This is a genomic window from Microbispora rosea, assembly GCF_044460045.1.
GTDB classification, from domain to species: domain Bacteria; phylum Actinomycetota; class Actinomycetes; order Streptosporangiales; family Streptosporangiaceae; genus Microbispora; species Microbispora rosea.
On sequence record NZ_JBITJO010000004.1, the window covers coordinates 801,784 to 826,876 of the forward strand.

At 72.9% G+C, this 25,093-nt stretch carries 19 protein-coding genes; 12 read left to right on the forward strand and 7 right to left on the reverse strand.

Annotated features, from left to right (window positions below):
- The first annotated feature begins 76 nt into the window (after positions 1-76).
- Positions 77-718, forward strand: coding sequence for a PadR family transcriptional regulator (locus ACIBK1_RS20960; RefSeq protein ID WP_396737029.1), 642 nt, complete (start codon positions 77-79; stop codon positions 716-718).
- Positions 705-1,484 (forward strand): SGNH/GDSL hydrolase family protein, encoded by a 780-nt coding sequence (locus ACIBK1_RS20965; protein WP_396737032.1) that lies wholly within the window; start codon positions 705-707, stop codon positions 1,482-1,484. The genes ACIBK1_RS20960 and ACIBK1_RS20965 overlap by 14 nt, the downstream gene beginning before the upstream one ends.
- A 50-nt stretch (positions 1,485-1,534) precedes the next feature.
- On the opposite strand, the gene eccD is transcribed toward ACIBK1_RS20965, so the two are convergent.
- Entirely contained in the window at positions 1,535-3,058 is a 1,524-nt protein-coding gene (eccD, locus tag ACIBK1_RS20970) for a type VII secretion integral membrane protein EccD (protein ID WP_396723974.1), read from the reverse strand.
- A 73-nt stretch (positions 3,059-3,131) separates the two neighbouring features.
- Between eccD and ACIBK1_RS20975 the strand changes: the two genes are divergently transcribed.
- From ACIBK1_RS20975 to ACIBK1_RS20985, 3 genes are read left to right on the forward strand one after another with little or no spacing between them, the layout of a single operon-like run.
- Complete coding sequence (locus ACIBK1_RS20975) at positions 3,132-7,112, forward strand: type VII secretion protein EccC (RefSeq protein WP_030508503.1); 3,981 nt, start codon at positions 3,132-3,134, stop codon at positions 7,110-7,112.
- 20 nt (positions 7,113-7,132) lie between these two features.
- Entirely contained in the window at positions 7,133-7,438 is a 306-nt protein-coding gene (locus tag ACIBK1_RS20980; protein WP_030508502.1) for a hypothetical protein, read from the forward strand.
- On the forward strand, positions 7,435-8,562 hold the full coding sequence (locus ACIBK1_RS20985; protein WP_030508501.1) for a WXG100 family type VII secretion target: 1,128 nt from the start codon (positions 7,435-7,437) through the stop codon (positions 8,560-8,562). Before ACIBK1_RS20980 ends, ACIBK1_RS20985 begins: the two co-directional genes overlap by 4 nt.
- A gap of 4 nt (positions 8,563-8,566) precedes the next feature.
- Here the strand turns inward: ACIBK1_RS20985 and ACIBK1_RS20990 are convergent, their stop codons facing one another.
- Positions 8,567-9,427, reverse strand: a complete 861-nt coding sequence (locus ACIBK1_RS20990) for an SDR family NAD(P)-dependent oxidoreductase (protein ID WP_030508500.1) — start codon at positions 9,425-9,427, stop codon at positions 8,567-8,569.
- A gap of 283 nt (positions 9,428-9,710) precedes the next feature.
- On the opposite strand from ACIBK1_RS20990, the gene ACIBK1_RS20995 reads away from it, so the two are divergent.
- Complete coding sequence (locus ACIBK1_RS20995; RefSeq protein ID WP_396737037.1) at positions 9,711-10,589, forward strand: helix-turn-helix transcriptional regulator; 879 nt, start codon at positions 9,711-9,713, stop codon at positions 10,587-10,589.
- Here the strand turns inward: ACIBK1_RS20995 and ACIBK1_RS21000 are convergent.
- On the reverse strand, positions 10,576-11,157 hold the full coding sequence (locus ACIBK1_RS21000; RefSeq protein WP_396737039.1) for a TetR/AcrR family transcriptional regulator: 582 nt from the start codon (positions 11,155-11,157) through the stop codon (positions 10,576-10,578). The two genes, ACIBK1_RS20995 and ACIBK1_RS21000, sit on opposite strands and share 14 nt — an antisense overlap.
- Before the next feature lie 74 nt (positions 11,158-11,231).
- Here ACIBK1_RS21000 and ACIBK1_RS21005 point away from each other — a divergent pair, with 74 nt between their 5' ends.
- Together ACIBK1_RS21005 and ACIBK1_RS21010 are read left to right on the forward strand one after the other, a co-directional pair.
- A complete protein-coding gene (locus tag ACIBK1_RS21005) occupies positions 11,232-12,005 on the forward strand; it encodes an oxidoreductase (RefSeq protein WP_030508497.1) in 774 nt (257 codons plus the stop codon).
- A 71-nt stretch (positions 12,006-12,076) separates the two neighbouring features.
- Positions 12,077-12,445, forward strand: a complete 369-nt coding sequence (locus ACIBK1_RS21010; RefSeq protein WP_030508496.1) for a VOC family protein — start codon at positions 12,077-12,079, stop codon at positions 12,443-12,445.
- 186 nt (positions 12,446-12,631) lie between these two features.
- Here ACIBK1_RS21010 and ACIBK1_RS21015 read toward each other — a convergent pair whose 3' ends face one another.
- Together ACIBK1_RS21015 and mycP are read right to left on the reverse strand one after the other, a co-directional pair.
- Complete coding sequence (locus ACIBK1_RS21015; RefSeq protein ID WP_396737043.1) at positions 12,632-14,908, reverse strand: serine/threonine protein kinase; 2,277 nt, start codon at positions 14,906-14,908, stop codon at positions 12,632-12,634.
- 116 nt (positions 14,909-15,024) lie between these two features.
- Complete coding sequence (gene mycP / locus ACIBK1_RS21020; RefSeq protein WP_396737046.1) at positions 15,025-16,179, reverse strand: type VII secretion-associated serine protease mycosin; 1,155 nt, start codon at positions 16,177-16,179, stop codon at positions 15,025-15,027.
- Between the two features lie 210 nt (positions 16,180-16,389).
- Here mycP and ACIBK1_RS21025 point away from each other — a divergent pair, with 210 nt between their 5' ends.
- The 3 genes from ACIBK1_RS21025 to ACIBK1_RS21035 all read left to right on the forward strand — a co-directional run bounded on the left by ACIBK1_RS21025 (position 16,390) and on the right by ACIBK1_RS21035 (position 21,358).
- Positions 16,390-18,144: an acetyl/propionyl/methylcrotonyl-CoA carboxylase subunit alpha gene (locus ACIBK1_RS21025; protein WP_396737049.1), complete on the forward strand. Its 1,755-nt coding sequence runs from the start codon at positions 16,390-16,392 to the stop codon at positions 18,142-18,144.
- Positions 18,145-18,359: 215 nt separating this feature from the next.
- Positions 18,360-19,772 carry a hypothetical protein gene (locus tag ACIBK1_RS21030; RefSeq protein ID WP_030508492.1) on the forward strand — a complete coding sequence of 471 codons (1,413 nt, stop codon included), beginning with the start codon at positions 18,360-18,362 and terminating at the stop codon, positions 19,770-19,772.
- 332 nt (positions 19,773-20,104) lie between these two features.
- Positions 20,105-21,358, forward strand: a complete 1,254-nt coding sequence (locus ACIBK1_RS21035; RefSeq protein ID WP_396737052.1) for a pentapeptide repeat-containing protein — start codon at positions 20,105-20,107, stop codon at positions 21,356-21,358.
- An 11-nt stretch (positions 21,359-21,369) separates the two neighbouring features.
- Here ACIBK1_RS21035 and ACIBK1_RS21040 read toward each other — a convergent pair whose 3' ends face one another.
- Entirely contained in the window at positions 21,370-22,398 is a 1,029-nt protein-coding gene (locus ACIBK1_RS21040; protein ID WP_030508490.1) for an ROK family transcriptional regulator, read from the reverse strand.
- A gap of 46 nt (positions 22,399-22,444) precedes the next feature.
- Here ACIBK1_RS21040 and ACIBK1_RS21045 point away from each other — a divergent pair, with 46 nt between their 5' ends.
- Entirely contained in the window at positions 22,445-23,614 is a 1,170-nt protein-coding gene (locus tag ACIBK1_RS21045; protein ID WP_396737055.1) for an MFS transporter, read from the forward strand.
- A 24-nt stretch (positions 23,615-23,638) separates the two neighbouring features.
- Here ACIBK1_RS21045 and ACIBK1_RS21050 read toward each other — a convergent pair whose 3' ends face one another.
- A complete protein-coding gene (locus ACIBK1_RS21050; protein ID WP_030508488.1) occupies positions 23,639-25,030 on the reverse strand; it encodes an NAD(P)H-quinone dehydrogenase in 1,392 nt (463 codons plus the stop codon).
- Positions 25,031-25,093: the final 63 nt, after the last annotated feature.

The window sequence follows — 25,093 nt, forward strand, 5'->3', positions numbered from 1 at the left end:
GACTTCGTGGATCTCCTGATACTCAGGTCGTTGAATAGTCATATCCTTGACTATGGGAGAGCGAAGGGAGCGGTTCATGGCACTGCGGCACGCCGTCCTCGCGGCGTTACTCGACGGGGAGCTCAGCGGCTACCAGCTGGCCAAGGCGTTCGACGTCGGCGTGGCGAACTTCTGGCACGCCCTGCCCCAGCAGCTGTACGCCGAGCTGGCCAGGCTGGAGAAGGAGGGGCTGGTCGCGGGGCGGCGGGTGGTCCAGGAGACCCGGCCCGCCAAGCGCCTCTTCCACGTCACCGACGCCGGGCTCGCCGAGCTGGAGCGGTTCGCGGCGGCAGCGTCGAAGCCGTCGTTCGTCCGCGACGACCTGCTCGTCAAGGTGCAGGCGGCCGACCACGTCGACGCCGGGCCGCTGATCCGGCAGGTCGAGGAGCGAGCCGCCGTGGCGGAGGCCAAAATCGACCTGTTCCGGCGGATCCTGCGGAAGATGCGCGGCGACCTGGGCGAAGAGGAGTTCCTTCGCTCGGGCCGGCGCGTAGGGCCGTACCTCACCTGCCTGCGCGGCCTGGCCTTCGAGGAGGGAAACCGCGACTGGTGCCTGCGAACCGCCGCGATCCTGCGCGACAGGAACGCGGCCGTCGCAGGCGCGGGAACCCCCGCCGTGCCGGGCGAAGGGACCGTACCGGCATCTCGCCGCCCGGAGGTGGCCCGTGCCGAGCGGTGAGCGCCTGCGTTACGTCGCCCTCGGCGACAGCCAGACCGAAGGGCTCGGCGACGGCGACCCCGCCCGCCCACGGGGCTGGGCCGACCGGCTCGCCGAGCGGCTCACGGCCGTGGACCCGGAGGTCACCTACGCCAATCTCGCGGTGCGCGGGCGGCTCGCCGGGGAGGTGCGGGCGGAGCAGCTCGCACCGGCCCTGGCCCTGCGCCCCCATCTGGTCACCGTCGTCGCGGGCGTAAACGACCTGATCAGGCCGCGCTTCGACGCCGCCGGGGTGGCCGGGCACCTGGAGGCGATGTTCGCCGCTCTCACGAGGGCGGACGTCCGCGTCGCGACCCTCACGTTCCCGGACGTCGGGAAGATCGCACCGATCGCCCGGCCGCTCCGGTCGCGGGTGTTCGACCTCAACGACCGCATCCGGGCGGCGGCGGCGCGACACGGGGTCGTGGTCGCCGAGACGGCGCACCACACCGTCTGCACCGACCCCCGGCTCTGGAGCGCCGACCGGCTCCACGCGAGTCCGCTCGGCCACGAGCGCATCGCCGCGGCCGTGGCCCACGCCCTCGGCCTGCCCGGCAGCGACGACGGCTGGACGCTGCCACTGCATCCCCCGATCGACCCGGCCGGCTGGCGTGCCGTGGGCGCCGAGGTGCGCTGGGCAGGCTCGTTCCTCGGGCCGTGGCTGGTGCGGCGCCTCCTCGGCAGGTCGTCCGGCGACGGCCGGACCGCCAAGCGCCCCGATCTGCTCCCCGTACGACCGGCCGCGTGACCCCCGCGTCCCCGCCCCCGCGAGACGGCCCTCAGCGCGGCTCGAGACGGTCAGCCTGACAGGCCGCGCACCCAGGCGTACAGGTCGAGCACGCCCAGCGTGAGCGGGACCAGCGCGACGATCAGCAGCACGTCGAGGATGTCCGCCGCCCGCCCCCAGAACGGCGAGGGCCTGCCCGAGGGCAGCCAGAGGCCGAGGCCGAGCACGAGCAGGGCCGTCCACAGCACCCCGATCGTCACGGCCACCTCGGCGACGGCGTCGGCGCCGGTGCCCAGCGCGAACGCCAGGGTGGCGGCCCCGGCCGCGGCGGTGAGGACCATCCACAGCCGCTGGGCGACTCCCGCGAACACCCGCGCGCGCATGGCCAGCGCCAGCGCCAGCGTCGCCGCCGTGGCGCGGGCGACCCAGCCGCCGTGCTGGACGAGCAGCAGCTCCGCCGCGACGCAGGCGAGCGCGATCGCGATGACCATGCCGGTGGCGTACCGGTGGGCCTGGGCGGTCCGCTGGAGCACCAGCGGGCCGTCGATCCGCTGGTTGTCGCTGCGCAGCTCCTCGGCGCTGGTGGGCAGCGGCGGCAGCGGCACCCTGGCCATCCGGAACGACAGCGTGGGGATGAGCGGGCTCAGCGCCAGCAGGGCCGTCGCGACCACGGCCGCCGCCCCGGCGCCCGATCCCCCGAACACCATCACGCACCCGGCTCCCACGGCCCCGGCGACGGACGCGACCGCCACGCCGAGGAAGCCGGCCACGCCGTCGGCGATCAGCACGCCGCCGACCGTCGCCACCAGCGCGGTGTACGCGAGCCCGGCCAGCAGGTTCGGCGCCCCGAGGACCAGCACGGCGCCCGAGGCGCCGGGCGTGAACAGTCCGGCGAGGAAGGCGTGTGGCAGGGCCGCGTAGCCGACGAGGGCGCCTGCGGTGGGCTGGCCGACGGCCCTCGACACCACGGCCCCGGCGGCGACGAGCAGCACCGCGACGGCTCCCGCCACCCCTGCCGTGAGCCGCGGCGGGGCCGCCGCGAGGGCGAGGACGACGGCGCCGAGCGCGAGCAGCCCGGCGGCCACGCCCATGCCGAGCAGCCTCGTGTGCCGCGGCTCCCACCTGCCGCCGCCCTCCTTGGTCCCGGTGGCGACGACGTCGGCCACGTCGTCGTACACCGCGGGCGGCATGACCGCGTCGCGCGGGCGCAGGTAGAGGACCTCCCCGTCGAGGACGCCCAGCGCCCCCAGGCTCTGGCCGAGGTCGAGCGGCGGCCCGCCGAGACGCTGAAGCACCCAGCCGGGGGCCGCGGCGGCGTCGCCCCCCGCCTCGCCGACCGCGCGGAGCAGGCCGGGCATGACGTGCGGCAGCGGGATGTCCGACGGCAGCGCGAGGTCCGCCTTCCTGCGCGGGGCGACCACGGTGACGTGGCACAGGGGCGGCAGCGGCACGGTCGCCTGCGGCAACGCGCCCTGCTGGGCCGGGCCCTGATGACCTGGGCCCTGATGACCTGTGCCCTGATGGCCCGGGCCGTGGTGAATCATGCCCTGCTGGACGACACCCTGCTGGACGTGAAGGGGGACCGGCGATGACACAGCGGGAATCCTCTCGCGAAGATCTCTCTGACAGCCCGAAAATATCGGCAAACCTGGTAGAAAAGTCAGTCAGATGAGCATTGTCGTGGTCTCGCGTCCCGAGCGCCGCCCGGGCCCCAAGCCACCCCGTGGCGAGATCCTCCTGGAGTCCCCGCCGGAGATTCCCGAGGTCCAGCCGCAGGGTCTGATGTCCATGCTCACGTACGTGCCGATGCTGGCCGGCGGCGCGGCGATGGGGCTGATGTTCACGGCGGGCGGCACCGGCAACCCCCTCATGTACGTGGCCAGCGGACTGTTCGCCGTCTCCATGGTCGGCATGAGCGTCGGCCAGCTCGGGCGCAACGCCGGCGAGCGCAGGAACCGGCTCAACGGGCTGCGCCGCGACTACTTCCGCTACCTGTCGCAGATCCGCAGGAAGGTCCGCAGGGCCGCCGTGCAGCAGCGGGAGGCGCTGGAGTGGAGCGGGCCGCCGCCCGACTCCCTCTGGTGGATCGCGATGGGGCCGCGCCTGTGGGAGCGCAGGCCGCGCGACGACGACTTCGCGACCGTACGGCTCGGCACCGGCGTGCAGAAGCTGGCCATCCAGCTCGTCCCGCCGGACACCAAGCCGGTGGAGGACCTCGACGCCCTGTCGGCCGGGGCGCTGCGCCGGTTCGTCCGCGCGCACGCCACGGTGTCGGGGCTGCCCGTCGCGGTCGCCCTGCACTCCTTCGCCCGCATCCACCTCACCGGCGACCCCACCGCGATGCGCGAGCTGGTGCGGGCGGTGATCGCCCAGCTCGTCGTCTTCCACTCCCCCGACGACATGCGGATCATGATCTGCGCGAGCAAGGAGTGGATGCCCCACTGGGAGTGGGTGAAGTGGCTGCCGCACGCCCTGCACCCGGAGCAGGCCGACGCCGCGGGCCAGGTCAGGCTCATGGCGGAGAACCTCGCCCATCTCGACGCGCTGGTCGGGGAGGAGCTCAGGGAGCGGGCCAGGTTCCGGCCGGGCGCCTCCGCCGAGGCCCTGCCGTACCACGTGGTGATCGTGGACGGCGGGCACGTGCCGCACGACAGCCAGCTCGGCTCCGACGCCATCCAGGGCGTGACGGTGATCGACCTGTCCGCGGCGACCGGACCGGTCCCCGAGGCGATCACGCTCCGGCTGGACGTCCAGGCCGACGGCTTCCACATGGTCAAGATCGACCACACGGGACGGCGGTCGAGCAACCGGCTCGGCGACCCCGACCTCCTCGGCTTTCCCCAGGCGGAGGGCCTGGCCCGGCAGCTCGCGCCGCTGCGCGCCTCCGCCGGCGCCCAGGGCGAGGCGCAGGACGTGCTCGGCGTCAACACCTCGCTCACCGACCTGCTCGGCGTGGGCGACCCCGTCCATCTCGATCCCGGGGTGATCTGGCAGCCCCGCGCCGGGCGCAACCGGCTGCGGGTGCCGATCGGCCTGGGCGCGGACGGGCGGGTCGTCGAGCTCGACATCAAGGAGTCGGCGCAGGGCGGCATGGGGCCGCACGGCCTGGTCATCGGGGCGACCGGCTCCGGCAAGAGCGAGCTGCTGCGCACGCTGGTGCTCGGCCTGGCCATCACGCACTCCTCCGAGATCCTCAACTTCGTGCTGGTCGACTTCAAGGGCGGCGCCACGTTCCTCGGCCTGGAGTCCCTCTCGCACGTGTCGGCGGTCATCACCAACCTGGAGGACGAGCTGCCGCTCGTCGACCGCATGCACGACGCGCTGCACGGCGAGATGGTGCGCCGCCAGGAGCTGCTGCGGGCCGCGGGCAACTACGCGTCGCTGCGCGACTACGAGCGGGCCAGGGAGCAGGGCGCGGATCTCAGGCCGATGCCGACCCTGTTCGTCGTGATCGACGAGTTCAGCGAGCTGCTCAGCGCCAAGCCGGAGTTCATCGACCTGTTCGTGATGATCGGACGGCTCGGCCGCTCGCTCGGCGTGCACCTCCTGCTGGCCTCCCAGCGCCTGGAGGAGGGCCGGCTGCGCGGCCTCGACACCCACCTGTCGTACCGGATCGGCCTGCGCACGTTCTCCGCCATGGAGAGCCGGGTCGTGCTCGGCGTCGCCGACGCCTACGAGCTGCCGCCCGCGCCGGGCAACGGCTACCTGAAGTACGACACCACGGGGATGACCCGGTTCAAGGCCGCCTACGTGTCCGGGCCCCACCACGCCGACCCCGGGCGGTCCACGCCCGGCGACCCCGGCCGGCCGGTGCGCGACGTGGTGGAGTACGGCACCGCCTTCGCGCCCGTCGAGGTGACCGAGACGACCAGGGAGCTGGCGCCCGCCGAGGAGCACGGCGGACCGCGGCACAGCCTGCTCGACGTCGTGGTCGGCCGCCTCACCGGCCACGGCCCGCCCGCGCACCGGATCTGGCTGCCCCCGCTGGCCGAGCCGCCTACGCTGGCCCACCTGCTGCCGCCGCTGTCCGTCACCCCCGAGCACGGCCTGACCACGGCGGGCTGGGGCGGCCGGGGCATGCTCCACGCGGCCGTCGGCATCGTCGACCGGCCGTTCGAGCAGCGCCGCGACCCCTACTGGCTGGACCTGTCGGGAGGCGCGGGCCACGTCGGCGTCGCGGGCGGCACGCAGAGCGGCAAGAGCACGGTGCTGCGGACGCTGATCACGAGCATGGCCCTGATGCACACGCCGCGCGAGGTGCAGTTCTACTGCCTGGACTTCGGCGGCGGTTCCCTGGCCTCGCTGGAGGCGCTGCCCCACGTGGGCGGCGTCGCGAGCCGCCTCGACGCCGACCGCGTCCGCCGTACGGTCGCCGAGATCTCCACGATCCTGGAGCGGCGTGAGGCGGACTTCGCCGAGCACGGCATCGAGTCGATCGCGGCCTACCGGCGGATGCGGGCCGAGTCCGGCCGCGACGGCGACGGCTGGGGCGACGTGTTCCTGGTCGTGGACGGCTGGCTCACGCTCAGGCAGGAGTTCGAGTCCCTCGAACCCGTCGTCACCGACATCGCCGCCCGGGGCCTCGGATACGGCGTCCACGTGGTGGCGGCCACCAACAAGTGGTCGGAGTTCCGGGCGAGCATCCGCGACCTGTTCGGCACCAGGGTCGAGCTCAAGCTCGGCGACGCCTACGAGTCCGAGGTGAACAGGAAGGCGTCGCTGGCGGTCCCCGAGGGCGTGCCGGGACGCGGCCTCACCAAGGACGGGCTGCACTTCCTGTCCGCGCTGCCGCGCATCGACGGCGTGCAGAGCTCCGAGGACCTCGCCGCGGGCGTCCGCGGTCTGGTGCACGCGGTCAGGGAGGCCTGGCAGGGGCCGCCCGCGCCGGCGATCCGGCTGCTGCCGCCGGTGCTGCCCGCGACCGCGCTGCCCGCTCCCGGGGAGACCGGCCCGAAGATCCCCATCGGCATCGACGAGGCGACGCTGTCGCCCGTGCTGCTCGACTTCGACGCCGACCCGCATTTCGTCGTCCTGGGCGACACCGAGAGCGGCAAGTCGAACCTGCTGCGGCTCGTCGCCGAGGGGCTGGTGGCCAGGCGGGAGCCGCACGAGGCGATGATGATCGTCGTCGACTACCGCAGATCGCTGCTCGACTCGGCCGCGACCGCCCACCGCATCGGCTACGCGGCGTCGAGCACCGCCGCCCAGGAGCTGGTCAACGACGTGCGCGGTGCCCTGCTCAAGCGGCTGCCGCCGGCCGACCTCACCCCCGAGCAGCTGCGGACGAGGAGCTGGTGGCAGGGTTCCGACGTCTACATCGTGGTGGACGACTACGACCTGGTCGCCACCTCGTCCAACCCGCTGCTGCCCCTGGTGGACCTGCTGCCGCAGGCGCGGGACATCGGGCTGCACCTGGTGCTGTCGCGCCAGATGGGCGGCGCCGGCCGGGCCATGTACGACCCGGTCATCCAGAAGCTGAAGGACATGGCCAGCCCCGCCGTCATCCTCTCCGGCAACAAGGACGAGGGTTACCTATTCGGCAACGTCCGGGCGCATCCGCTGCCACCCGGCCGGGGCTACCACGTCGACAGGAGGTTCGGCGCGCGGCTCGCCCAGACCGCGTTCCTGCCTCCTCCGGACGGTGAGTGACGGACGGAAAGGAGCAGCACGTGACCGGTTTCGACATCCACTTCCAGGCGCTCGAAAGCTGCCGTACGGCGGTGAGCAAGGCCTGGGGCCAGTACGAGAGCCTGCACGGCGGCCTGCCCGAGACGCCCGGCACCCGCGCGGCCTCCTTCGGGCACGTGGACGGCGCGGCGGCGCTGGCGGCGGCCGTCGACGCGGCCTACTCCGCGCTCACCGCGGAAACGGCCGACGCGAGGACCAAGCTGAAGGGCGTCGAGCGGGCGCTGGAGAGCGTGCAGGACAACGTCCGGACGGCCCACAAGGCCACGTCCACCTCGATGCAGGTATGAGCGGCGTGGCGGACCTGCCGGGGGGTGCGGAGCTGGCCTCCATGGCGCAGAAGGTGAGCGGCGACCCCGGCGCGATCCGCGACATCGCCGGGAAGTGGCGCGGCGCGGCCGGCGACGCGCAGGACTACGCGGGCGGGGTGGGCCGGGCCGTGCGCACCGTGGACGCCGCGTGGCAGGGCCGCTCCGCCGACGCCTTCGTCTCGTACATGAACAGGTACGGCAAGGCGGCGGACGGCCTCCACGACGCTCTGGCCGCGTGCGCGGGCGCGCTGGAGAAGGTCGCCACCGCGCTGGAGAGCGCCAAGTCGAAGATCGACGGCATCTGCGGTGACGTGGTCGCCGAGGCGGCGGCCTACCGGGGCCGGCATCAGGACGCCACGGACAAGGAGCTGGAAAGCGGGCTGCGGGCCATCGTCTCCCGGGGCGTCGAGGACGCCCGGCCGCATCTGGAGCAGGTGACCACGGCCGTCGGCGACGCCACGAAGACGCTGGGCGCCCGCCTCGGCGGTGACTACCGTGACGGCGCGCTCACCTTCGCCAAGATCCCCGACCCGGGCGGACAGGAGTTCGTGCCCCGGCACGGGCACACCGTCGACTGGCAGCGCACCCCCGGCTACACGGGCGCCCCCGGTGACACGGCGCACCCGACGTACGCCTCGTACAACCCGACGAGCCTCAGCGGCGCGAGCGGCCCGGGCGGGAGCGGCGGCTCGGGCGGCTACGGCCCCAGCGGCCCGCCGCCGGCCGGCGGCGGGCCCGCGCCCACGGGACAGGTCAAGGACTGGATCGAGCAGGCCGTCGCGATACTCAAGGCCCAGGGCTACCCCGTCGAGAAGATGAACCGGGACGACATCTGGATGATCATCCGGCACGAGTCGGGCGGCAACCCGCACGCGATCAACAACTGGGACTCGAACGCGGCCGCCGGAACCCCGTCGAAGGGACTGATGCAGACCATCGACCCGACGTTCAGCCGCTGGTCGCTGCCCGGGCACAAGGACATCTGGAACCCGGTGGACAACATCATCGCGGGCGTCCGCTATGCCATCGAGCGCTACGGCTCGGTCTCGGCCGTGCCCGGTGTGGTGGGCATGAAGACCGGCACCGGATACCGCGGATACTGATCGTTCAGGCGGCCGGGAAGTCCGTGGCGGGCGCGGTGCCCGCGGCGGCCTCGACGTTCGCCCGCAGGGCCTCGACCTTGGCGCTGGCGTAGGAGTGGGCGTCCGAGCCGAGCAGCAGCCGCAGCGGGCCCTCCCCCGCCAGGACCCGGCCGATGATCGCGGCGGCGCCCTTGACCGGGTCGCCGAGCTGGCCGCCCTGGAGCTTGAGATGGTCGCGGACCATCGCGCGGATGGCCGGGTAGTGCGCGGTCGTCTCGGCGGGCAGGGCGAGCGAGTCCTCGGTGAGGAAGTCGGTGCGGAAGTAGCCGGGCTCCACGACGGTGACCCCGACGCCGAAGTCCGCCACCTCGGCGGCGAGGGCCTCGCTCAGCCCTTCCAGCGCGAACTTCCCGGCGCAGTAGAGCGCCCAGCCAGGGACGGCGGTCAGGCCCAGGATCGAGGACACGTTGACGATGTGGCCGCCGCGCTGCTCCCGGAGGACGGGCAGGGCGGCGCGCAGCACGTTCCAGACGCCCACGACCTGGACGTCGAGCATGTCGCGGACCTCGCGGTCGCCGGTCTCCTCCACCGCGGCCAGGAAGCCGTAGCCCGCGTTGTTGACGACGACGTCCAGGCCTCCCCACCGTTCGGTGGTCTCCTGGACGGCCCGACCGACCGCCGCCTCGTCGCGCAGGTCGACGGTGAGCGGGAGAAGCCGCGACGGGTCGATCCCGTCGCCGAGCGCGGCGAGCAGCCGCTCGGACGACCGCGTCGTCGCGGCCACCCGGTCACCGCGCGCCAGCACCTGCCTGACCAGTTCGAGGCCCAGGCCGCGGGAGGTGCCGGTCACGAACCATACGGCCGGTCGATCTGTCGGGAAGCTCATGGTCATCCTCTGCATGTCGAAGGCTGTGCTTGTCGAGTGCTGTGCTCGCCGAAGGCTCTGCTTGCCGAAGCCCGTGCTCGCCGAAGCCTGTGCTCGCCGAAGCCCGTGCTTGCCGATTCGGCGGCGGCGCCGGCCGGGAGGTCCCGGTGACCGGCACAGCACCAGCATCCTTCGCCGCGACCGGCTGCGGACGCCCATATCGCGCCCTGTGCGACCGCGCACCGGGCAACCTGGGACGCACAGGACCAGTCAGGATCCGGCGGCGAGAGAGACACTGGATGTCATGGCCGAGACCAACCGCGAACTCGCCGACTTCCTGAGACGCGCCCGGAGCCAGGTCGACCCGTCACGGGCCGGCCTGCCCCCCGACGGCCGCGTGCGGCGGGTCCCCGGCCTGCGTCGCGAGGAGGTCGCCCTCCTGGCCGGAGTCTCGGCCGACTACTACGCCCGCCTCGAACAGGGCCGGCGCATCACCCCCTCGCCGGCGGTCGTCGAGGCCGTCGGCCGCGCCCTCGGGCTCGACGACGCGGGACGCGCGCATCTGCGCGACCTCATCGGAACGACCGCGGCGCCCGTCCGGCGACGCGCCCGCGGCGTCCAGCGCGTACGCCCCGGGCTCTACCAGTTCCTCGACGCCCTCGACGGCGAGCCCGCCCTCGTCCTCGGCCGCCGCACCGACGTGCTCGCCGCCAACCGGATGGCGAAAGCGTTGTTCACCGACTTCGAACGGATGCCGCCCCGGCACCGCAACTACGCGCGGTGGATGTTCCTCGACGACGCCGCCCGATCGCTGTTCGTCGACTGGGACCTCCAGGCACGGGCCGCGGTCGAGAGCCTGCGGCTCGACGCCGGCCGCGACCCGGACGACCAGGCCACCGCCGCCCTCATCGCCGACCTGCGCGACCACAGCCGCGAGTTCGCCCACTGGTGGGAGCAGCACCGCGTCCACCAGCGCACCCACGGCTCCAAGCGGCTGCGTCACCCTCTCGTCGGTGAGCTGACCGTCGAGTACGAGACGCTCTCCCTGCCCGGAGACCCCGACATGACGCTCTTCGTCTACACGGCGGAAGCCGGCTCATCCTCGAAACGCGCCCTGGACCTTCTCGCGAGCTGGACCCTCTCCGGCCATTCACGCAACCCCGAGCACATCAGTCCCTCGTGATGTCGGCGCGGCATCGCAGGCCGTCGAAGAGGAGTGCGGTTATCCGTGCGGCGTCCTCACGCCAGCCTTCCGCGGCGCGCAGGTTGCAGACGCCTCCCATAGCGCGCAGGAGAGTCTTGCCGTCGACGTCGGCACGGATCGTGCCCGCCCCGGAGCCTGCGGCGAGCAAGCGGTCCAGACAGGCGGCCATCTGTGCGCGCGCGTCGACGAAGACCGGCGAGTCCGTCGCCATGATGCTCGCGAGCGCGGCGGCCATTCCCTTGCCGACCGCGGCATGCTCCACGAGCAGGAGCAGGAACTGCCGTAAAGCCTCGTCCGGGGCGTGCTGTTCGAGGAGCGCCGAGGGCGCGGCACACAGCTCGGCGACCTCCTGCCGGTAGACCTCCTCCACGAGGGCCTCACGCGTTTCGAAGTGGCGGTACAGCGTGCCGACAGCGACGCCGGCCCGTCGGGCGATGTCCTCGACGTGCGCATCGGCCTCGCCGGCGAGGAACGCGTCGCGCGCCGCGGCGAGGAGGGCGTCCCGGTTGCGCTGGGCGTCGGCGCGCAGCGGTCGTGACGATGGCAACAGTTGCTCCTTAAGGTGAACCGGGTTCAGTATAGTTCCGGAGTCCGGTTCACCTTACTGAAGGAGCAGTAGTCATGGCAGTACCCGAAGAGGGGCTCCGCGGCTTGCGCGTGCTGGTCACCGGCGGAAGCCGCGGCCTGGGGGCGGCCACCGCGCGCCGTTTCGCCGATGCCGGCGCGCAGGTGCTGACCGCCTCACGCAGTGCGCCCCCGGACGACTTCCCGGCGACGTTCATCCCTGCGGATCTTGCGACCGAGCAGGGCGTGGCGGTGCTCGGCCGACGAGTGATCGACGCTGTCGGCGGGGTGGACGTGCTGGTCAACAACGCGGGCGCGACGACCGGCGCGGTGCCCACGCTGCGCCGTTCCGACGAATCCTGGCGCTCCGAACTCGACATGAATCTGCTCAGCGCGGTGCGCCTGGACCGGGTGCTGGTGCCGGGGATGGTGGAGCGGGGCTCCGGCGTGGTCGTGCATGTTTCCTCGATTGCCAGCCGGGTGCCGCAGCCGTCCGAGGCGCCGTACGCGGCGGCGAAGGCGGCGCTCAACGTCTACAGCCGTGAGTTGGCCACCGACGTGGGCAAGCACGGCGTGCGCGTGGTGTGCGTCCTGCCGGGTTTCGTCGTCACTGAGGGGTCGACGGAGCACCTGCAGAGCATCGCGGACCACCAGGGCACCGGACTGGAGGAGGTCAAACAGCAGATTGTGGACCACCTGAACGTGCCGATGGGGCGGCCGGGCGAGCCCGAGGACGTCGCGGAGATGATCGCCTTCCTCGCCTCGCCGCGCGCGAAGTGGCTCACCGGTGCCGAATTCCGGGTCGACGGGGGCATCATCCCGGCGGTGTGACCGATCACCGCCGGCAGTCCTCGAAGCTCACCCGCACCACGTACGACCACGAATCCCGAAGTGAGGAAGTCATGAAGTTCACCCTGAGCGCGGTGCTCCTGGAGGCTGCCGACCTGGAGCCCGAGAGCGCCTTCTGGCACCAGTTGCTGGGCGGCACCGTCACCCGGACGCAGACCCATCATTTTCTCCGGATCGACGGGTTTCCGGCGTTCGTGATCCAGCTGGCTCCAGAGCATCTTCCACCGCAGTGGCCCGGCGGCCGTTCACAGCAGATGCACGTCGATCTGGCGGTCGACGATCTGGAGGCCGCGGACCGTCTGGCGGTCTCCGCCGGGGCCCGTCGTCTCAGTCCCGTGGGCGATGTCGCCGTCTCACCGCCCACGGGCTCCCGGGTCTACGCCAGCCCCGCCGGGCACCCCTTCTGTCTCCGCGCCGGATGAGACGGCATGACCGCCTCCGGCACTGGCGTGTGCCACTCGCGGTGCCGGGTCTCGTGACCGTCGTCATCGACACCCTGGACGGCTGGACCTCAGTCGGAACGCAGACGAAAGGCCGGGCGGGTGTCCCCGCCCGGCCTTCGTGTGAATCGGTCAGCCGCAGTGTCAGCCGCAGTGTCAGTCGCGGTGTCAGCCGCAGTTGGCCCAGCCGGCGCTGGCGCCGGACGAGCCGACGCTGCCGGAGTACTTGACGCACTTGCCCTTGGCCTGCAGCTTCACCGGACCGGCGTAGTACTCGTAGTTACCGCTGTCGGTCCTGCTTCCGCCGCCCTGGACCTCCAGGGTCGCGGAGACCGGCGTCGCCTTGCCGACGTCGGCCGTCTTGATCGTGACGACGCAGTTCTCCCCCGTGCCGGGGTTGTACAGCTGGTAGGTGGTGCCACCCGCCAGAGCGCTGCTGCGCTGCACGGAGAAGCCCGCCCCGCAGACCTGGACCGGGCTGTAGGGGTTCCGGACCGGCGCCGCGGTCGTCGGCTTCGGGGTCGGCTTGGGCGCCACCGTGGTCGGCTTCGGTGTCGGCTTGGGCGCCACCGTCGTCGGCTTGGGTGCCACCGTGGTCGGCTTGGGCGCCACCGTCGTCGGCTTCGCGACCGGAGTGCTCGGCGCCGGCGTCGCCGTCGTGGGCTTCGCCGCCGGAGTGCTCGGCTGCGCGGACGCCGTCGGCTCCTCGGTGGGCCTCCGGGTGTGCCTGTGGGCGGGCCTCTCGGTGGGCACCCAGGAGGGAACCCAGCTGGGCCTCTCGACCGGCTTGTCTGTCGGCTTCTCTGTGGGCTTCCCCGTCGGCTCCTCGGAGGGCTCGGTGGGCTGTGGGCTCGGCACCTGCTCCTGCCTGTCCGTGGCCGCCGGGCTCGGCGACTGCGTCGGCGGGGGCTCGGGAGTCGGCTGCGTCGGCACCGGGCTGGGCGGCGCGGTGACCGTGGCGGTGGTCGTCACCCGGGCCGTCGGCTGCGTCGTCTGCCCGGGCGGCTGCGCCGGCGGCGGAACCACCGGCTGGGTCGGCACCGGCACGATCGGGCCGGGGGTCGGGACCGAGGTGAGCTCAGGCGTCACCGGAGCGTCCGTCGGCCACTCGCTCGGCAGCACCAGCGGCTGCACCGGCGAGTCGGGGTCCTCGGACGACAGCGCCCACGGCACCGTCACCTGCGGCGCCGCCGTCGGGGCCTGCCCGCCGCCTCCGGTCCCGCCACCCGTGGTCCCGCCACCCGTGGTCCCGCCGCCCGTGTCTCCGCCGTTCGCGTTTCCGCCGTCCGCGAGCACGCGCCCACCGTTCCCGTGCTGGCCCGCGGCGCGCTCGGCGGCGGCCGGCGACAGCTGGACCTGGGAGTAGTGGCCGGCGCCCCACAGACCCACTCCGGAGAGCAGGACCACGGCGCCGACCGCCGCCGCGAGGCCGACGGGGAACGGCCTGCGCTTCACCGTCTCGACCTTGCCCTGGGTGGTCGGCGGCCCCCACGTCTGCTGCTGGGGCTGCTCCTGGGGCATGGCGGGCGGCTGCCAGGAGGCGCCGGACGCCTGCTGGAGTTGCTGCGGGACGGGCGGCGGACCCCACGTCTGCTGCGGAACCGGCGGAACGGGGACTCCCCCGACCGGCGGCTGCGACGGCTGCGCGGGCGGTAGCACCACCGTCGCGCCGGGGCCCGGCGCCGGTTGGGCGCCCGCGGCACCGCCGCCGAGCAGTTGCAGCATCGCGGTGTAGGCGGTCGGCCGCTGCCCCGGCTCCTTTGCCAGCGCGGGCAGCACGACCTGGCGCAGCCGCTCCTCCAGGCCGCCGAGGTCGGGCGGCGCGTTCAGCACCGCCTGCGGCTCCTGCGGGAACGGCGGACGCCCGGTCGCGGCGAAGACCACCGTGGCGGCCCAGGCGAACATGTCCGCGTACGCGTCGTACCGCTCGCCCCTGATCTGCTCAGGAGCCCGGTAGGCCGGCTCGCCCACCGGCGGCCCGACGGCGACGTCGGTCAGCTTGACGCCGTCGTCCGCGACGATGACGTTGTGCGGGGCGAGCGAGCCGTGCGCGAGGTCGGCGAGGTGGACGGCGGTCAGCGCGGTGAGCACGCCCACCGCGACCCGTTCGAGCGCCTCCCCAGAGAGCGCGCCCTCGGCCGCCACGACGGCCGCCAGGCTGCGCCCTTCGACGTGTTCCCTGACGACGTAGGGTCGATCCCCGAGCAGGCCCGCCGTGATCGTGCGGGCCACGTATGAGCTGGACACACGCGTGGCCACAGTGAGCCGGTCGAGGACGGCCTGCCCCGAACCCGGCTCAGCGGCCAACAGCTTGATCACCCGCACAGGGGCGTCGTCGCCGGTCTCCTTGCCGACATAGACGTCGCCGCGGGGCCCCTCGTCCAGCCGTCCCAGGATGGCGTACTCGCCTATCTGCTCGGGATCACCCGGCCGTAAAGGGTGCATCTCAGTCCTTTCTGGAAGTGACCTGATTAGGATCATTCAACCAAGAGGACGCGGAGCAAAGCAGCAGTTTCCGGCAGACCAAAACATTTAACCGTCAATTACCCAAAGCGTACGAGTCAACCTTCACGGCCGGGACGCCACCTTCTCCGCCTGCCCATCGGCACGAACACCCGCACGGCCACGATCAGCCCCACCGCGCACAGCGCCGCCGCCGCGATCGTCAGCGCCAGGTCGATCGCCTCCCGGTCCACCGGGGCCGCCCTGCTCACCGCGTTCTCCGACAGCGGGGCAGGCGCCGGCGGCGCGATGACGGGGGCGTCGGCGGCCTCCAGCGGCAGGATCGCGGTGACGGCGAGCAGCGGATTCACCATCCCGGCGCCCGTGCCCGTCCCCGCGCCGCCGTCCGCCGTGGCGGTGATGCGCCAGCGCACCCGCTCCTGGTTCAGCTCCGGATGGCGGGCACGCACCAGCGCCGCCACCCCCGCGACGTACGGCGCGGCGAAGCTGGTGCCTTCGAGCCCGCTCATGTACGACCGCCCTGGCCAGGTGGAGGTGATGTCCTGGCCCGGCCCCAGGACGGAGACGGGAGTGACGGTGTTGGAGAAGTCGGCACGCCTGCCGTCCGGGGTGGCCGACCCCACGGCGAGCACCCCCGGATAGGCGGCGGGATAGGAGGCCTCCGGCGTGCCGTCTTCCGCGGTCGTGTTTCCCGCCGCCGCCACGATCACCACGTCCTTGCCGAGCGCGTACGCCACGGCCTGCCTGAGCTTCGGGTCGTCGCGGGCGTCGATCGACACGTTGATCACGTCGGCGCCGAAGTCGGCCGCGTCGACGATGGCCCTGGCGAGTATGTCCGGGTCGCCGTGCTCCTCGTTCGTCTGCTTGAGCGAGATCAGCCGCACACCGGGCGCGACTCCGTGGAAGGGGACGCCCTTCAGATACTGGGCGGCGATGACGCCGGCGACCGCCGTGCCGTGCCCGACGCAGTCGCGGTGTCCCGTGCCGGTGTAGTTCACCTCCTTGGCCACCCGGATCTGCGGATGCGTCAGGTCCACCCCGCTGTCGATGATCGCGACCGTGACGCCCTCGCCACTGGTGAGCGGCCACACCCGCTTCGGGTCGAGCCTGCGCTGCGCCCACGGCTCGGCCACCTGCATGCTGCCCTTGCGCGGCGTGCACCGCACCGGCGCGGCCCGCGCCTCGGCGGGCGGCGCGGGCGGTGCCACGAGAAGCAGAGCCAGCACGGTCGCCAGAAGGCCGGATCCCCGCATAAGCGATCAGCCTAACGAACTCCACCGGCAATACCGCTTCACAACATGAAGGTTCAAACCAGACATACCGGCGATGGGGACGGGGGAACGTCGCCGACGAGGCACGACGGCGGTCCCACTCAGTAAGGGGGCGGACGCCGTCCAGCGCCGGCAGGTGCATAAAATCCACCACAGCTCGTAACCCAGGGGCCCGAGGGAAGGATGCACGCGGTGCACAAGGTCCTGATCGCCAATCGCGGTGAGATCGCCGTACGGATCGCCCGGGCCTGCGCGGACGCCGGGATGTCCAGCGTCGCGGTCTACGCGGACCAGGATCTGGACGCGCTGCACGTGCGGGTGGCCGACGAGGCGCACGCGCTCGGCGGGCAGAGCCCCGCCGAGACCTACCTCGACATCGACAAGATCCTCTCGGTGGCGCGGAAGACGGGCGCGGACGCCGTCCACCCCGGATACGGCTTCCTCGCCGAGAACGCCGGCTTCGCCCAGGCCGTGCTCGACGCCGGCCTGATCTGGATCGGCCCGCCGCCCTCGGCGATCACCGCGCTGGGCGACAAGGTCCAGGCCCGGCACATCGCGCAGCGCGTGGGCGCCCCGCTCGTCGCCGGAACCCCCGACCCGGTCTCCGGGGTGGACGAGGTCGTCGCCTTCGCCGAACAGCACGGCCTGCCGATCGCGATCAAGGCGGCGTTCGGCGGCGGCGGGCGCGGGCTCAAGGTGGCCCGCACCATGGAGGAGATCCCCGACCTGTACGAGTCCGCGGTGCGCGAGGCCGTCACCGCCTTCGGGCGCGGGGAGTGCTTCGTGGAGCGCTACCTCGACCGGCCGCGGCACGTCGAGACCCAGTGCCTGGCCGACACCCACGGCAACGTCGTCGTGGTCTCCACCCGCGACTGCTCCCTGCAGCGCCGCCACCAGAAGCTGGTGGAGGAGGCCCCGGCCCCGTTCCTGACCGGCGAGCAGCTCGAACTCCTCTACTCCTCGTCCAAGGCGATCCTGCGCGAGGCGGGCTACGTCGGCGCGGGCACGTGCGAGTTCCTCGTCGGCCAGGACGGCACGATCTCCTTCCTGGAGGTCAACACCCGGCTGCAGGTCGAGCACCCGGTCAGCGAGGAGGTCGCGGGCATCGACCTGGTGCGCGAGATGTTCCGGGTCGCCGACGGCGAGGCCCTGGGCTACGACGACCCGGTGCTGCGCGGCCACTCCATCGAGTTCCGGATCAACGCCGAGGACGCGGGCCGGGGCTTCCTGCCCGCGCCGGGGACGATCACCTCGATGCGCGTCCCGTCCGGTCCCGGTGTGCGGCTGGACGGCGGTTACGAGACCGGCATGAGCGTGCCGCAGGCGTTCGACTCGCTCGTGGCCAAGCTGATCGTCACCGGAGCGACCCGGCAGCAGGCGCTGGAGCGGTCGCGCCGCGCCCTGGCCGAGTATGAGATCGACGGCATGCCGACCGTGCTGCCGTTCCACCGGGCCGTGGTGAACGACCCCGCCTTCACCGGCGAGCCGTTCTCCGTGCACACCCGGTGGATCGAGACCGAGTTCGACAACACGATCACGCCGTACGACGGTGAGGTGGGCTCCACGGAGCCGGCCGAGCGTGAGCGGATCACGGTCGAGGTCGGCGGCAAGCGCCTGGAGGTCGTCCTGCCCGCCGGGCTGGGCTCGTCGGGTCCGACCGGCTCCGGCCCCGCCAGGAAGGCGACGCCCCGGCGGTCCGGCGGCGGCGCCAAGAAGACCGCGGCGAGCGGCGACTCCCTCGTCAGCCCGATGCAGGGCACGATCGTGAAGGTCGTCGTCGCCGACGGCGACACCGTCGAGCCCGGCGACACGGTCGTCGTCCTCGAGGCGATGAAGATGGAGCAGCCGCTGACCGCCCACAAGGGCGGCACGATCACCGGCCTCGCGGCCGCCGTCGGCCAGACGGTCACCGCCGGGGCCGTCCTGTGCGAGATCAAGGACGCCTGAGCCTCACCGCCGGCCGTGGAGGCCGGCGGTCTCCGGTGGCAGGTCTCGCCGGACAGGCGAGATCGCGCGCGGACGGTTCGGCGACCGACGCCACCGTCATTCATCGGCAGGAAGACGCATGCCGGCACCCAGGTGCGGAACGATAGGTGTTCGTGGAGGAACCATCGCGCCCTGCCGTTCGTCCAGTAGGGCGAAGGAGGCTTGAAGCCGTGACCATGAAGACACCGCTCGGCCGGGTGGGGGCCGCCCTGGCGGCGCTGCTCGCCGGACTCATCACTGTGCTCGCGCTCGCGCCGTCCGCCCTGGCGGCTGCTCCCCCGGACCCGGCCACGGTCCTGTCGTCCTGGAAGAGCGGCAATCCGCTGTTCGTGCAGAGCGGCGCCCCGCTGACGTCCGACCAGCAGTCGGGCATGCGCGACGCGCTCGAGAACGCGAACACGAAGATCTACGCGGTCGCGCTGCCGGACGGGACGATCACCTCGTCGCAGCAGGCCGGCGCGTACATCACGCAGCTCGGCAACTCGCTCGCCCAGGCGGGCAGGACCGCGGCGACCGTGGCCGTGATCGACGGCACGAACCTGTTCGCCGGGTCCAGCGCGCTCGGCAGGAACTCCCAGGGCGCCGCCGGCCAGATCGCGAACCTGGCCGCCGCCAACAACAAGGGCGACCCGGTCGCCGTGATGGAGGACTTCGTCCACCGGATCGACCAGTTCGCGGGCGGCAACCGCAAGGAGCCCCTGACCCCGGGCAGCAAGACCGGCGGCGGTGGTTCGGGTGTGCTCATCGGCATTCTGGGCATCGCGGTTGTGGGAGGTGCCGGTTTGTGGATCATCGGACGCCGCAACAAGCGCAAGCGCGAGGAGCGCGAGGCCGCCGAGCTCGCGGCCGTCAAGCAGACGGTCGAGGAGGACGTCACGAAGTTCGGTGAGGAGATCACCGCCCTCGACATGGACGTCAGGATGCTCCCGCAGAGCGAGTCGACGAGCGACTGGCAGCGGGCCCTCGACTCCTACGAGCGGGCCAAGACCGAACTCGTCGCGATCAAACGTCCGGAGGACCTGCGCACGGTGACCTCCACGCTGGAGGACGGCCGCTACGCGCTGGCCTGTGTCAAGGCGCGCGTGAACAACCAGCCGCTGCCCGAGCGGCTGCCCCCGTGCTTCTTCAACCCGCAGCACGGCCCGTCGGTGCGCAACGTCCGGTGGGCGCCCCCCGGCGGCGCGGTGCGCGACGTCCCCGCCTGCGCGGCGGACGCCGAGGCGGTGGAGCGCGGCTTCGACCCGCAGATGCGCGAGGTCATGGTGAACGGCCAGCGCAGGCCCTACTGGGACGCCGGTCCCGCCTACCAGCCCTACGCGTACGGCTACTACGGCGGCTTCGGCGGCGGCGACCTGCTGACCGGCATGCTCGTCGGCACCATGCTCGGCGGCGCGTTCGGCGGCTGGGGTCACGGCGGATACGGCGCCGGATACGACTCCGGTTACGCCGCGGGCGTGGAGTCCGGCGGAGGCGGCGACTGGGGTGGCGGAGGCGACTTCGGCGGCGGAGGCGGCGACTGGGGTGGCGGCGGAGGCGACTGGGGCGGCGGCGACTTCGGCGGAGGGGACTTCGGCGGCGGCGACTGGTGACGCCCGAGCGCATTCGGCGCAGAAGCGCCTGAGCGCTCTCGGCCGGCGCAGAAGCGCGTAAGCGCTTTCGGCAGAGCAGAGCTCTCGGCACAGCTTCGGCACAGCGCGGCTCTCGGCACGGCGCAGCTTGCGGCACGGCGCAGACGAGGGGCGGTGCAGACGAGGGGCGGACCCGAAGGTCCGCCCCTTCGTCGTGTCCGCACCCGGCCCGGCCGGGTCGTCCACCATCGTCCACCACCCTGGAAACGCCGGGATGAGGGCCGGTCAGCGGATTGCAAGTGCGATTAAAGATCGCATGGGAGACTCGGGGCGTTCCCCTCAGGAGGCCCCCCGTGCGTCGCTTCGCCCCCCTGTCCGTCGCTGCCCTGTTCCTGTCGCTCGCGTCTCTGTCGCTCGCGTTCCTCACCCTCGCGTTCCTGGCAATCCCCGCGACCGCCGTGCACGCGGCCTCCGCTCCCTGCAAGCCGGGCAGCGGCGTGAAGCTGCGCGGCAAGGACCTCACCGGCGCCGCCCTGCCCCCCGTCATGCGGTGCGCCGACCTCAGCGGCGCGAAGCTCGACGGGGTGGACCTCACGGGCAAGGACCTCACCGGGGCCGTCCTGCGCAAGGCCTCGCTGAAGGAGGCCGACCTCGGCCAGGCACGTCTCGATTACGCCGACCTGCGCGGAGCCGACCTCAGCGAGGCCGACCTCGGCCAGATGCAGGCCAAGCAGGCGAACCTGCGCGGGGCGGTCCTCACCGACGCCGACGCCGTGCAGGCCGAGTTCCCGCACTCCGACCTGACCGGCGCGGTCCTCACCCGGGCCGTGCTCACCCAGGCCAACCTCACCGACGCGAAACTCGTGGACGCCGACCTGAAGGACGCCACGCTCGGGCAGATCAAGGGCCGCACGGCCGACTTCACCCGGGCCAAGCTCGGCGAGGCCAAGCTCGGCCAGGCCCACCTGGAGCACGCCGTGCTGAGGGACGCCGACCTGTCCGAGGCGGAGTTCACCCAGGCCGAACTCGACGGCGCGGACTTCCACGGGGCGGACGTCGACAAGGCGTCCTTCACGCAGGCCGACGACGTGGACCTGACCGGGGCCCGGGGCACGCCGGAGAACCTCCCCGACGACGCCGTCGCGCCGGGCGCCGCCGGGGACGAACCGGCCGAGGACGCGACGCCCACCTGGGGGCGGGACGTGCCCGGGAACGCCGTCGGCCCGAAGGGCCCGTCCGCCGCGCTCGTCCTCGTCATCGTGTCCGGGCTCGGCCTGAGCCTGACGCTGATCCTGTGGGGCGTCGCCCACCGGCGCAGGGAGCGTTTCGTGGCCGAGATGGCGGTGGCCAGGCACGCCGCCGAGGAGGACGTGACCCGCTTCGGCGAGGAGATCGACGCCCTCGACTTCGAGATGAAGATCAACCAGGTCAGCGGGCCGACGCACGAGTGGCGCGCGGCGCTCGACGCGTACGAGGCGGCCAAGCAGGCGCTGAACGTCGCCCAGACGCCCTACGACCTGCAGGCGGCGGCCACGGCGATCGGGCGGGGACGGCAGGCCCTGCACGTGGTCAGGTCACGGCTGTCCGCCACGGACGGTCACCGCTGACCTCGGCGGGTTCACGGCCGGCCCTGCCCGAAGACGGCGTCGCGGGCGATCGAGAGGGCGGTGGAGACCGCACCCCGGAGGACGGGATTGTCCGGGATGCCGCTCACGCGTACGTGCACGGGCACGGGTGAGACCTCCGCCAGGCGCTCGGCGACCAGGGCCGCCAAGGGCTCGCCGCCCGTCAGGCTGGTGGCGCCGCCGAGGACGACGAGGCCGGGATCGAGCACGGCCACGAGCGTGAAGGCGGCCGTCACGACCCTCTCCGCCAGGGCGGGGAGGTCCAGTCCGCGTACGGCCTGTGTGCCCAGCAGGTCGCACACCCTGATGTCGAGCCGGCCGAGGAAGCCGATCTCGCCGGCTCCGCCGGAGGCGCCCCGGCGGAGCCTGCCGTCCAGCACGACGGCCGCGCCGACGCCGTCGTCCAGCCAGAGCAGGACGAAGTCGTCCCGCCCGGCGGCCGCCCCGGTGGCGTGCTCGGCGACGGCGGCCAGGTTGACCTCGTTCTCCATGCTGACCGGCGCGTCGACCAGGGTGCGCAGGGCCGGGAGGAGCCCGGGCCGCCACGCGGGCTCGACGTTCCCCGCCGCGAGGTCTCCGGTCTGCGGGTCGACCATCCCGGGGGCGCCGACGACGACGGCGTGCAGGGGACGTGAACCGGCCGCCTCGGTGAGCGCCTCCGCGACCAGCGCCGGCAGGTTCTCCCCGATCGGCCGCGTCGCCGCGCCCACGGTGGCGCCGGTGATGTCGGCGACCGTCACGTTGACCACGTCGCGCCGCACGTCCACTCCGCCCACGAAGGCTCGGTCGGCGACGATGCCGTAGAGGCGGGCGTTGGGGCCGCGCCGGTCGCCGCCGCTCTCCCCGGTGACCCGGATCAGTCCGTTCACCTGCAGGCGCTCGATCAGGTCCGACACGGTCGGGCGGGACAGGCCGGTGAGCGCGCGCAGCTGGGGCGCGGTCAGCGGGCCCCGTTCCAGGAGCAGGTCGAGCGCGAGCCGGTCGTTGATGGCCCGTGCGAGCTGGGGTGTCGCGGTCTTCACGAAAAAACCTCTTTTTATCAGGAACCCTGCCTGTTAATTTAGCCGTATGCGAGACAGACATCAACGGGCCATCGCCCTCGTCTTCGCCGTTCACGGAGCGGTGGCGGGCACCCTCGCCACCCGGATGCCGTGGCTCCAGGACCACTTCGGCCTGGGCACGGCCGCCCTCGGGCTCGTCCTGCTCTGCCCGCCGATCGGCTCGTTCCTCACGATGCCGGTGACCGCCCGGCTGGCCTACCGGTTCGGGCCCAGGATCACGACCCGGACCCTCCTCGCCCTGTGGTGCGCCTCCCTGGCCCTCCCCGTGCTGGCGCCGGGCCCCCTGTGGCTGATCCCCGTGTTCCTCACGTCCGGCGCCGCCGCCGGGATGTGCGACCTGGCCATGAACGCCCAGGGCGTGCTCGTCGAACGGCGCCTGGGCCGCTCGGTCATGTCCGGCCTGCATGGCATGTGGAGTGTCGGCAACCTGTGCGGCGCGGGCGTCGGGGCCGCGGCGGCGCAGGCGGGCCTGGACGCGCGTGCGCACCTCGCCCTCATGGCGGCGGCGCTGATCGCCGTGGGTGTCGCGGGAAGCCGCGCGCTCCTCGACGACGGGCCCGCACCGGACGAGAAGCCGCCGTCGCGCTTCACGCTGCCGCCGAGGGCCGTCCTGCTGATCGGCCTGATCGGCTTCTTCGCCACCTTCGCGGAGCGGGCCAGCGGCCAGTGGGCGGCGATCTACCTCACGAACGTCGCGGGGGCGGGAGCGGGCGTCGCCGCGGCCGGCTACGCCGTGTTCACCGCGTGCATGGTCACGGTGCGGCTCGGCGGGGACTTCGTCGTGCGCAGGCTCGGGCCGGTCGCGACCGTGCGCGCCGGGGCCGTCACCGCCCTCCTCGGTGGTGTGGTCGTGGTCGCGTTCCGCACGCCCGCGCCGGTGATCGCGGGGTTCGCGTTGTTCGGCGCCGGTATCGCCGTCGTCGTTCCGCTGGTGTTCGCGGCGGCGGGTCAGGTCGCCCGTACCCCGGCCGAGGGCGTCGCGGGGGTCGCGACGATCACCTGGATGTCGGGGCTCGTGGCGCCGTCCGTCATCGGCTGGCTGGCCGGCACATTCGCCTTCCCGTTCGCCTTCGCCCTGGTGACGTGCACGGTCGGGGCGATGATCTGGCCGGCGCGCGCGCTGAGCCCGCGCACCGCCGCCACCCGCGTTCCCGTGGGCGCGGCGTGCGCGGACTGACCCGGCCGTGGAGAGGGGAGCCGGTCAGATGCCGGCGGTCAGCGGGGACATGAGACGGCGGGCCGCCTCGGTGATCGAGCCCGACAGCGACGGGTAGACGGCGAAGGTGTGAGCGAGCTGGTCCACGGTCAGGCGGTGCTGCACGGCCACCGACACGGCCAGGATCAGCTCCGACGCCCGGGGCGCGACCACCACGCCGCCGAGCACGATGCCGGTGTTCGGACGGCAGAACAGCTTCACGAAACCGTCGTTGAAGCCCTGCATCTTGGCCCGGGCGTTGGTGGCCAGCGGCAGCTTGACGACGTTCGCCTCGATCTCGCCCGCCTCGATCTGCCGCTGCGACACGCCCACGGCGGCGATCTCCGGGTCGGTGAAGATGTTGGCGGCGACGGTGGCCAGCCGGATCGGCTGCACGGCCTCTCCGAGCGCGTGCCAGACCGCGATCCTGCCCTGCATGGCGGCGACCGAGGCGAGCATCAGGACGCCGGTGCAGTCTCCCGCGGCGTACACGCCGGGCGCGGAGGTCCGCGACACCTTGTCGACCTCGATGAAGCCGTTGCGGTCGAGCTTCACGCCGTTGTCCTCCAGCCCGAGCCCGGAGGTGTTGGGCACCATGCCGACGGTCATGAGGCAGTGGCTGCCCTCGGCGGTGCGGCCGTCCTCCAGGGTCACGACGACGCCGTGCTCGGTGCGCTTGACCGAGGCGGCGCGCGAGCGGCCCATGACGTTCATGCCGCGGCGCCGGTAGACACCCTCCAGCACCTCGGCCCCGTCGGCGTCCTCGTTGGGCATCATCCGGTCGCGCGAGGAGACCAGCGTGACCTCCGACCCGAGCGACCGGTAGGCGCCGGCGAACTCGGCGCCGGTGACGCCGGAGCCGACGACGATCAGGTGCTCGGGCAGCTCTTCCAGGTCGTACAGCTGGCGCCAGCTGAGGATGCGCTCGCCGTCGGGCTCCGCCCCCGGCAGCACGCGGGGGTGGGCGCCGGTCGCCACGATGACCACGTCGGCCCGGATCGTACGGTCCCCCGCGCGCACCACCTGGGGATCGACCAGACGGCCCCGGGCGCGGATGACCTCGACGCCCTCGGCGGCCAGCCGGGCGGCGATGTCGTTCGACTGCGCGAGGGCGAGCTCCTTGACGCGTTTGTTCACGTCGATCATGTCCACGCTGACGCCGCCGGTGTCGTGGTCAGGGCCGCCGTCGAAGCGGACGCCCAGCGACGACGCGTCGAGAAGCGCCTGCTTTCTGACAGAGGAGGCGATCAGGGTCTTGGACGGCACGCAGTCGGTGAGCACGCACGCCCCGCCGGGTCCTTCCTCCTCCACGACGGTGACCTGGGCGCCCAGTTGCGCGGCGACCAGGGCCGCCTCGTATCCGCCGGGGCCGCCACCGATGATCACGATCCTTGTCACGTGCTCCATTGTCCCGCATTCTGGTTACGTATTCCCGGCGAGGTGCGCGTAACGGGCCGACTA

Excerpts from the sequence above, each read along its gene's own strand:
- ACIBK1_RS20960 (WP_396737029.1), top strand. The coding sequence starts at position 77 with ATGGCACTGCGGCACGCCGTCCTCGCGGCGTTACTCGACGGGGAGCTC.
- ACIBK1_RS20975 (WP_030508503.1), top strand. The coding sequence starts at position 3,132 with ATGAGCATTGTCGTGGTCTCGCGTCCCGAGCGCCGCCCGGGCCCCAAG.
- ACIBK1_RS20985 (WP_030508501.1), top strand. The coding sequence starts at position 7,435 with ATGAGCGGCGTGGCGGACCTGCCGGGGGGTGCGGAGCTGGCCTCCATG.
- ACIBK1_RS20990 (WP_030508500.1), bottom strand. The coding sequence starts at position 9,427 with ATGAGCTTCCCGACAGATCGACCGGCCGTATGGTTCGTGACCGGCACC.
- ACIBK1_RS20995 (WP_396737037.1), top strand. The coding sequence starts at position 9,711 with ATGGCCGAGACCAACCGCGAACTCGCCGACTTCCTGAGACGCGCCCGG.
- ACIBK1_RS21005 (WP_030508497.1), top strand. The coding sequence starts at position 11,232 with ATGGCAGTACCCGAAGAGGGGCTCCGCGGCTTGCGCGTGCTGGTCACC.
- ACIBK1_RS21010 (WP_030508496.1), top strand. The coding sequence starts at position 12,077 with ATGAAGTTCACCCTGAGCGCGGTGCTCCTGGAGGCTGCCGACCTGGAG.
- ACIBK1_RS21015 (WP_396737043.1), bottom strand. The coding sequence starts at position 14,908 with ATGCACCCTTTACGGCCGGGTGATCCCGAGCAGATAGGCGAGTACGCC.
- mycP (WP_396737046.1), bottom strand. The coding sequence starts at position 16,179 with ATGCGGGGATCCGGCCTTCTGGCGACCGTGCTGGCTCTGCTTCTCGTG.
- ACIBK1_RS21030 (WP_030508492.1), top strand. The coding sequence starts at position 18,360 with ATGAAGACACCGCTCGGCCGGGTGGGGGCCGCCCTGGCGGCGCTGCTC.
- ACIBK1_RS21045 (WP_396737055.1), top strand. The coding sequence starts at position 22,445 with ATGCGAGACAGACATCAACGGGCCATCGCCCTCGTCTTCGCCGTTCAC.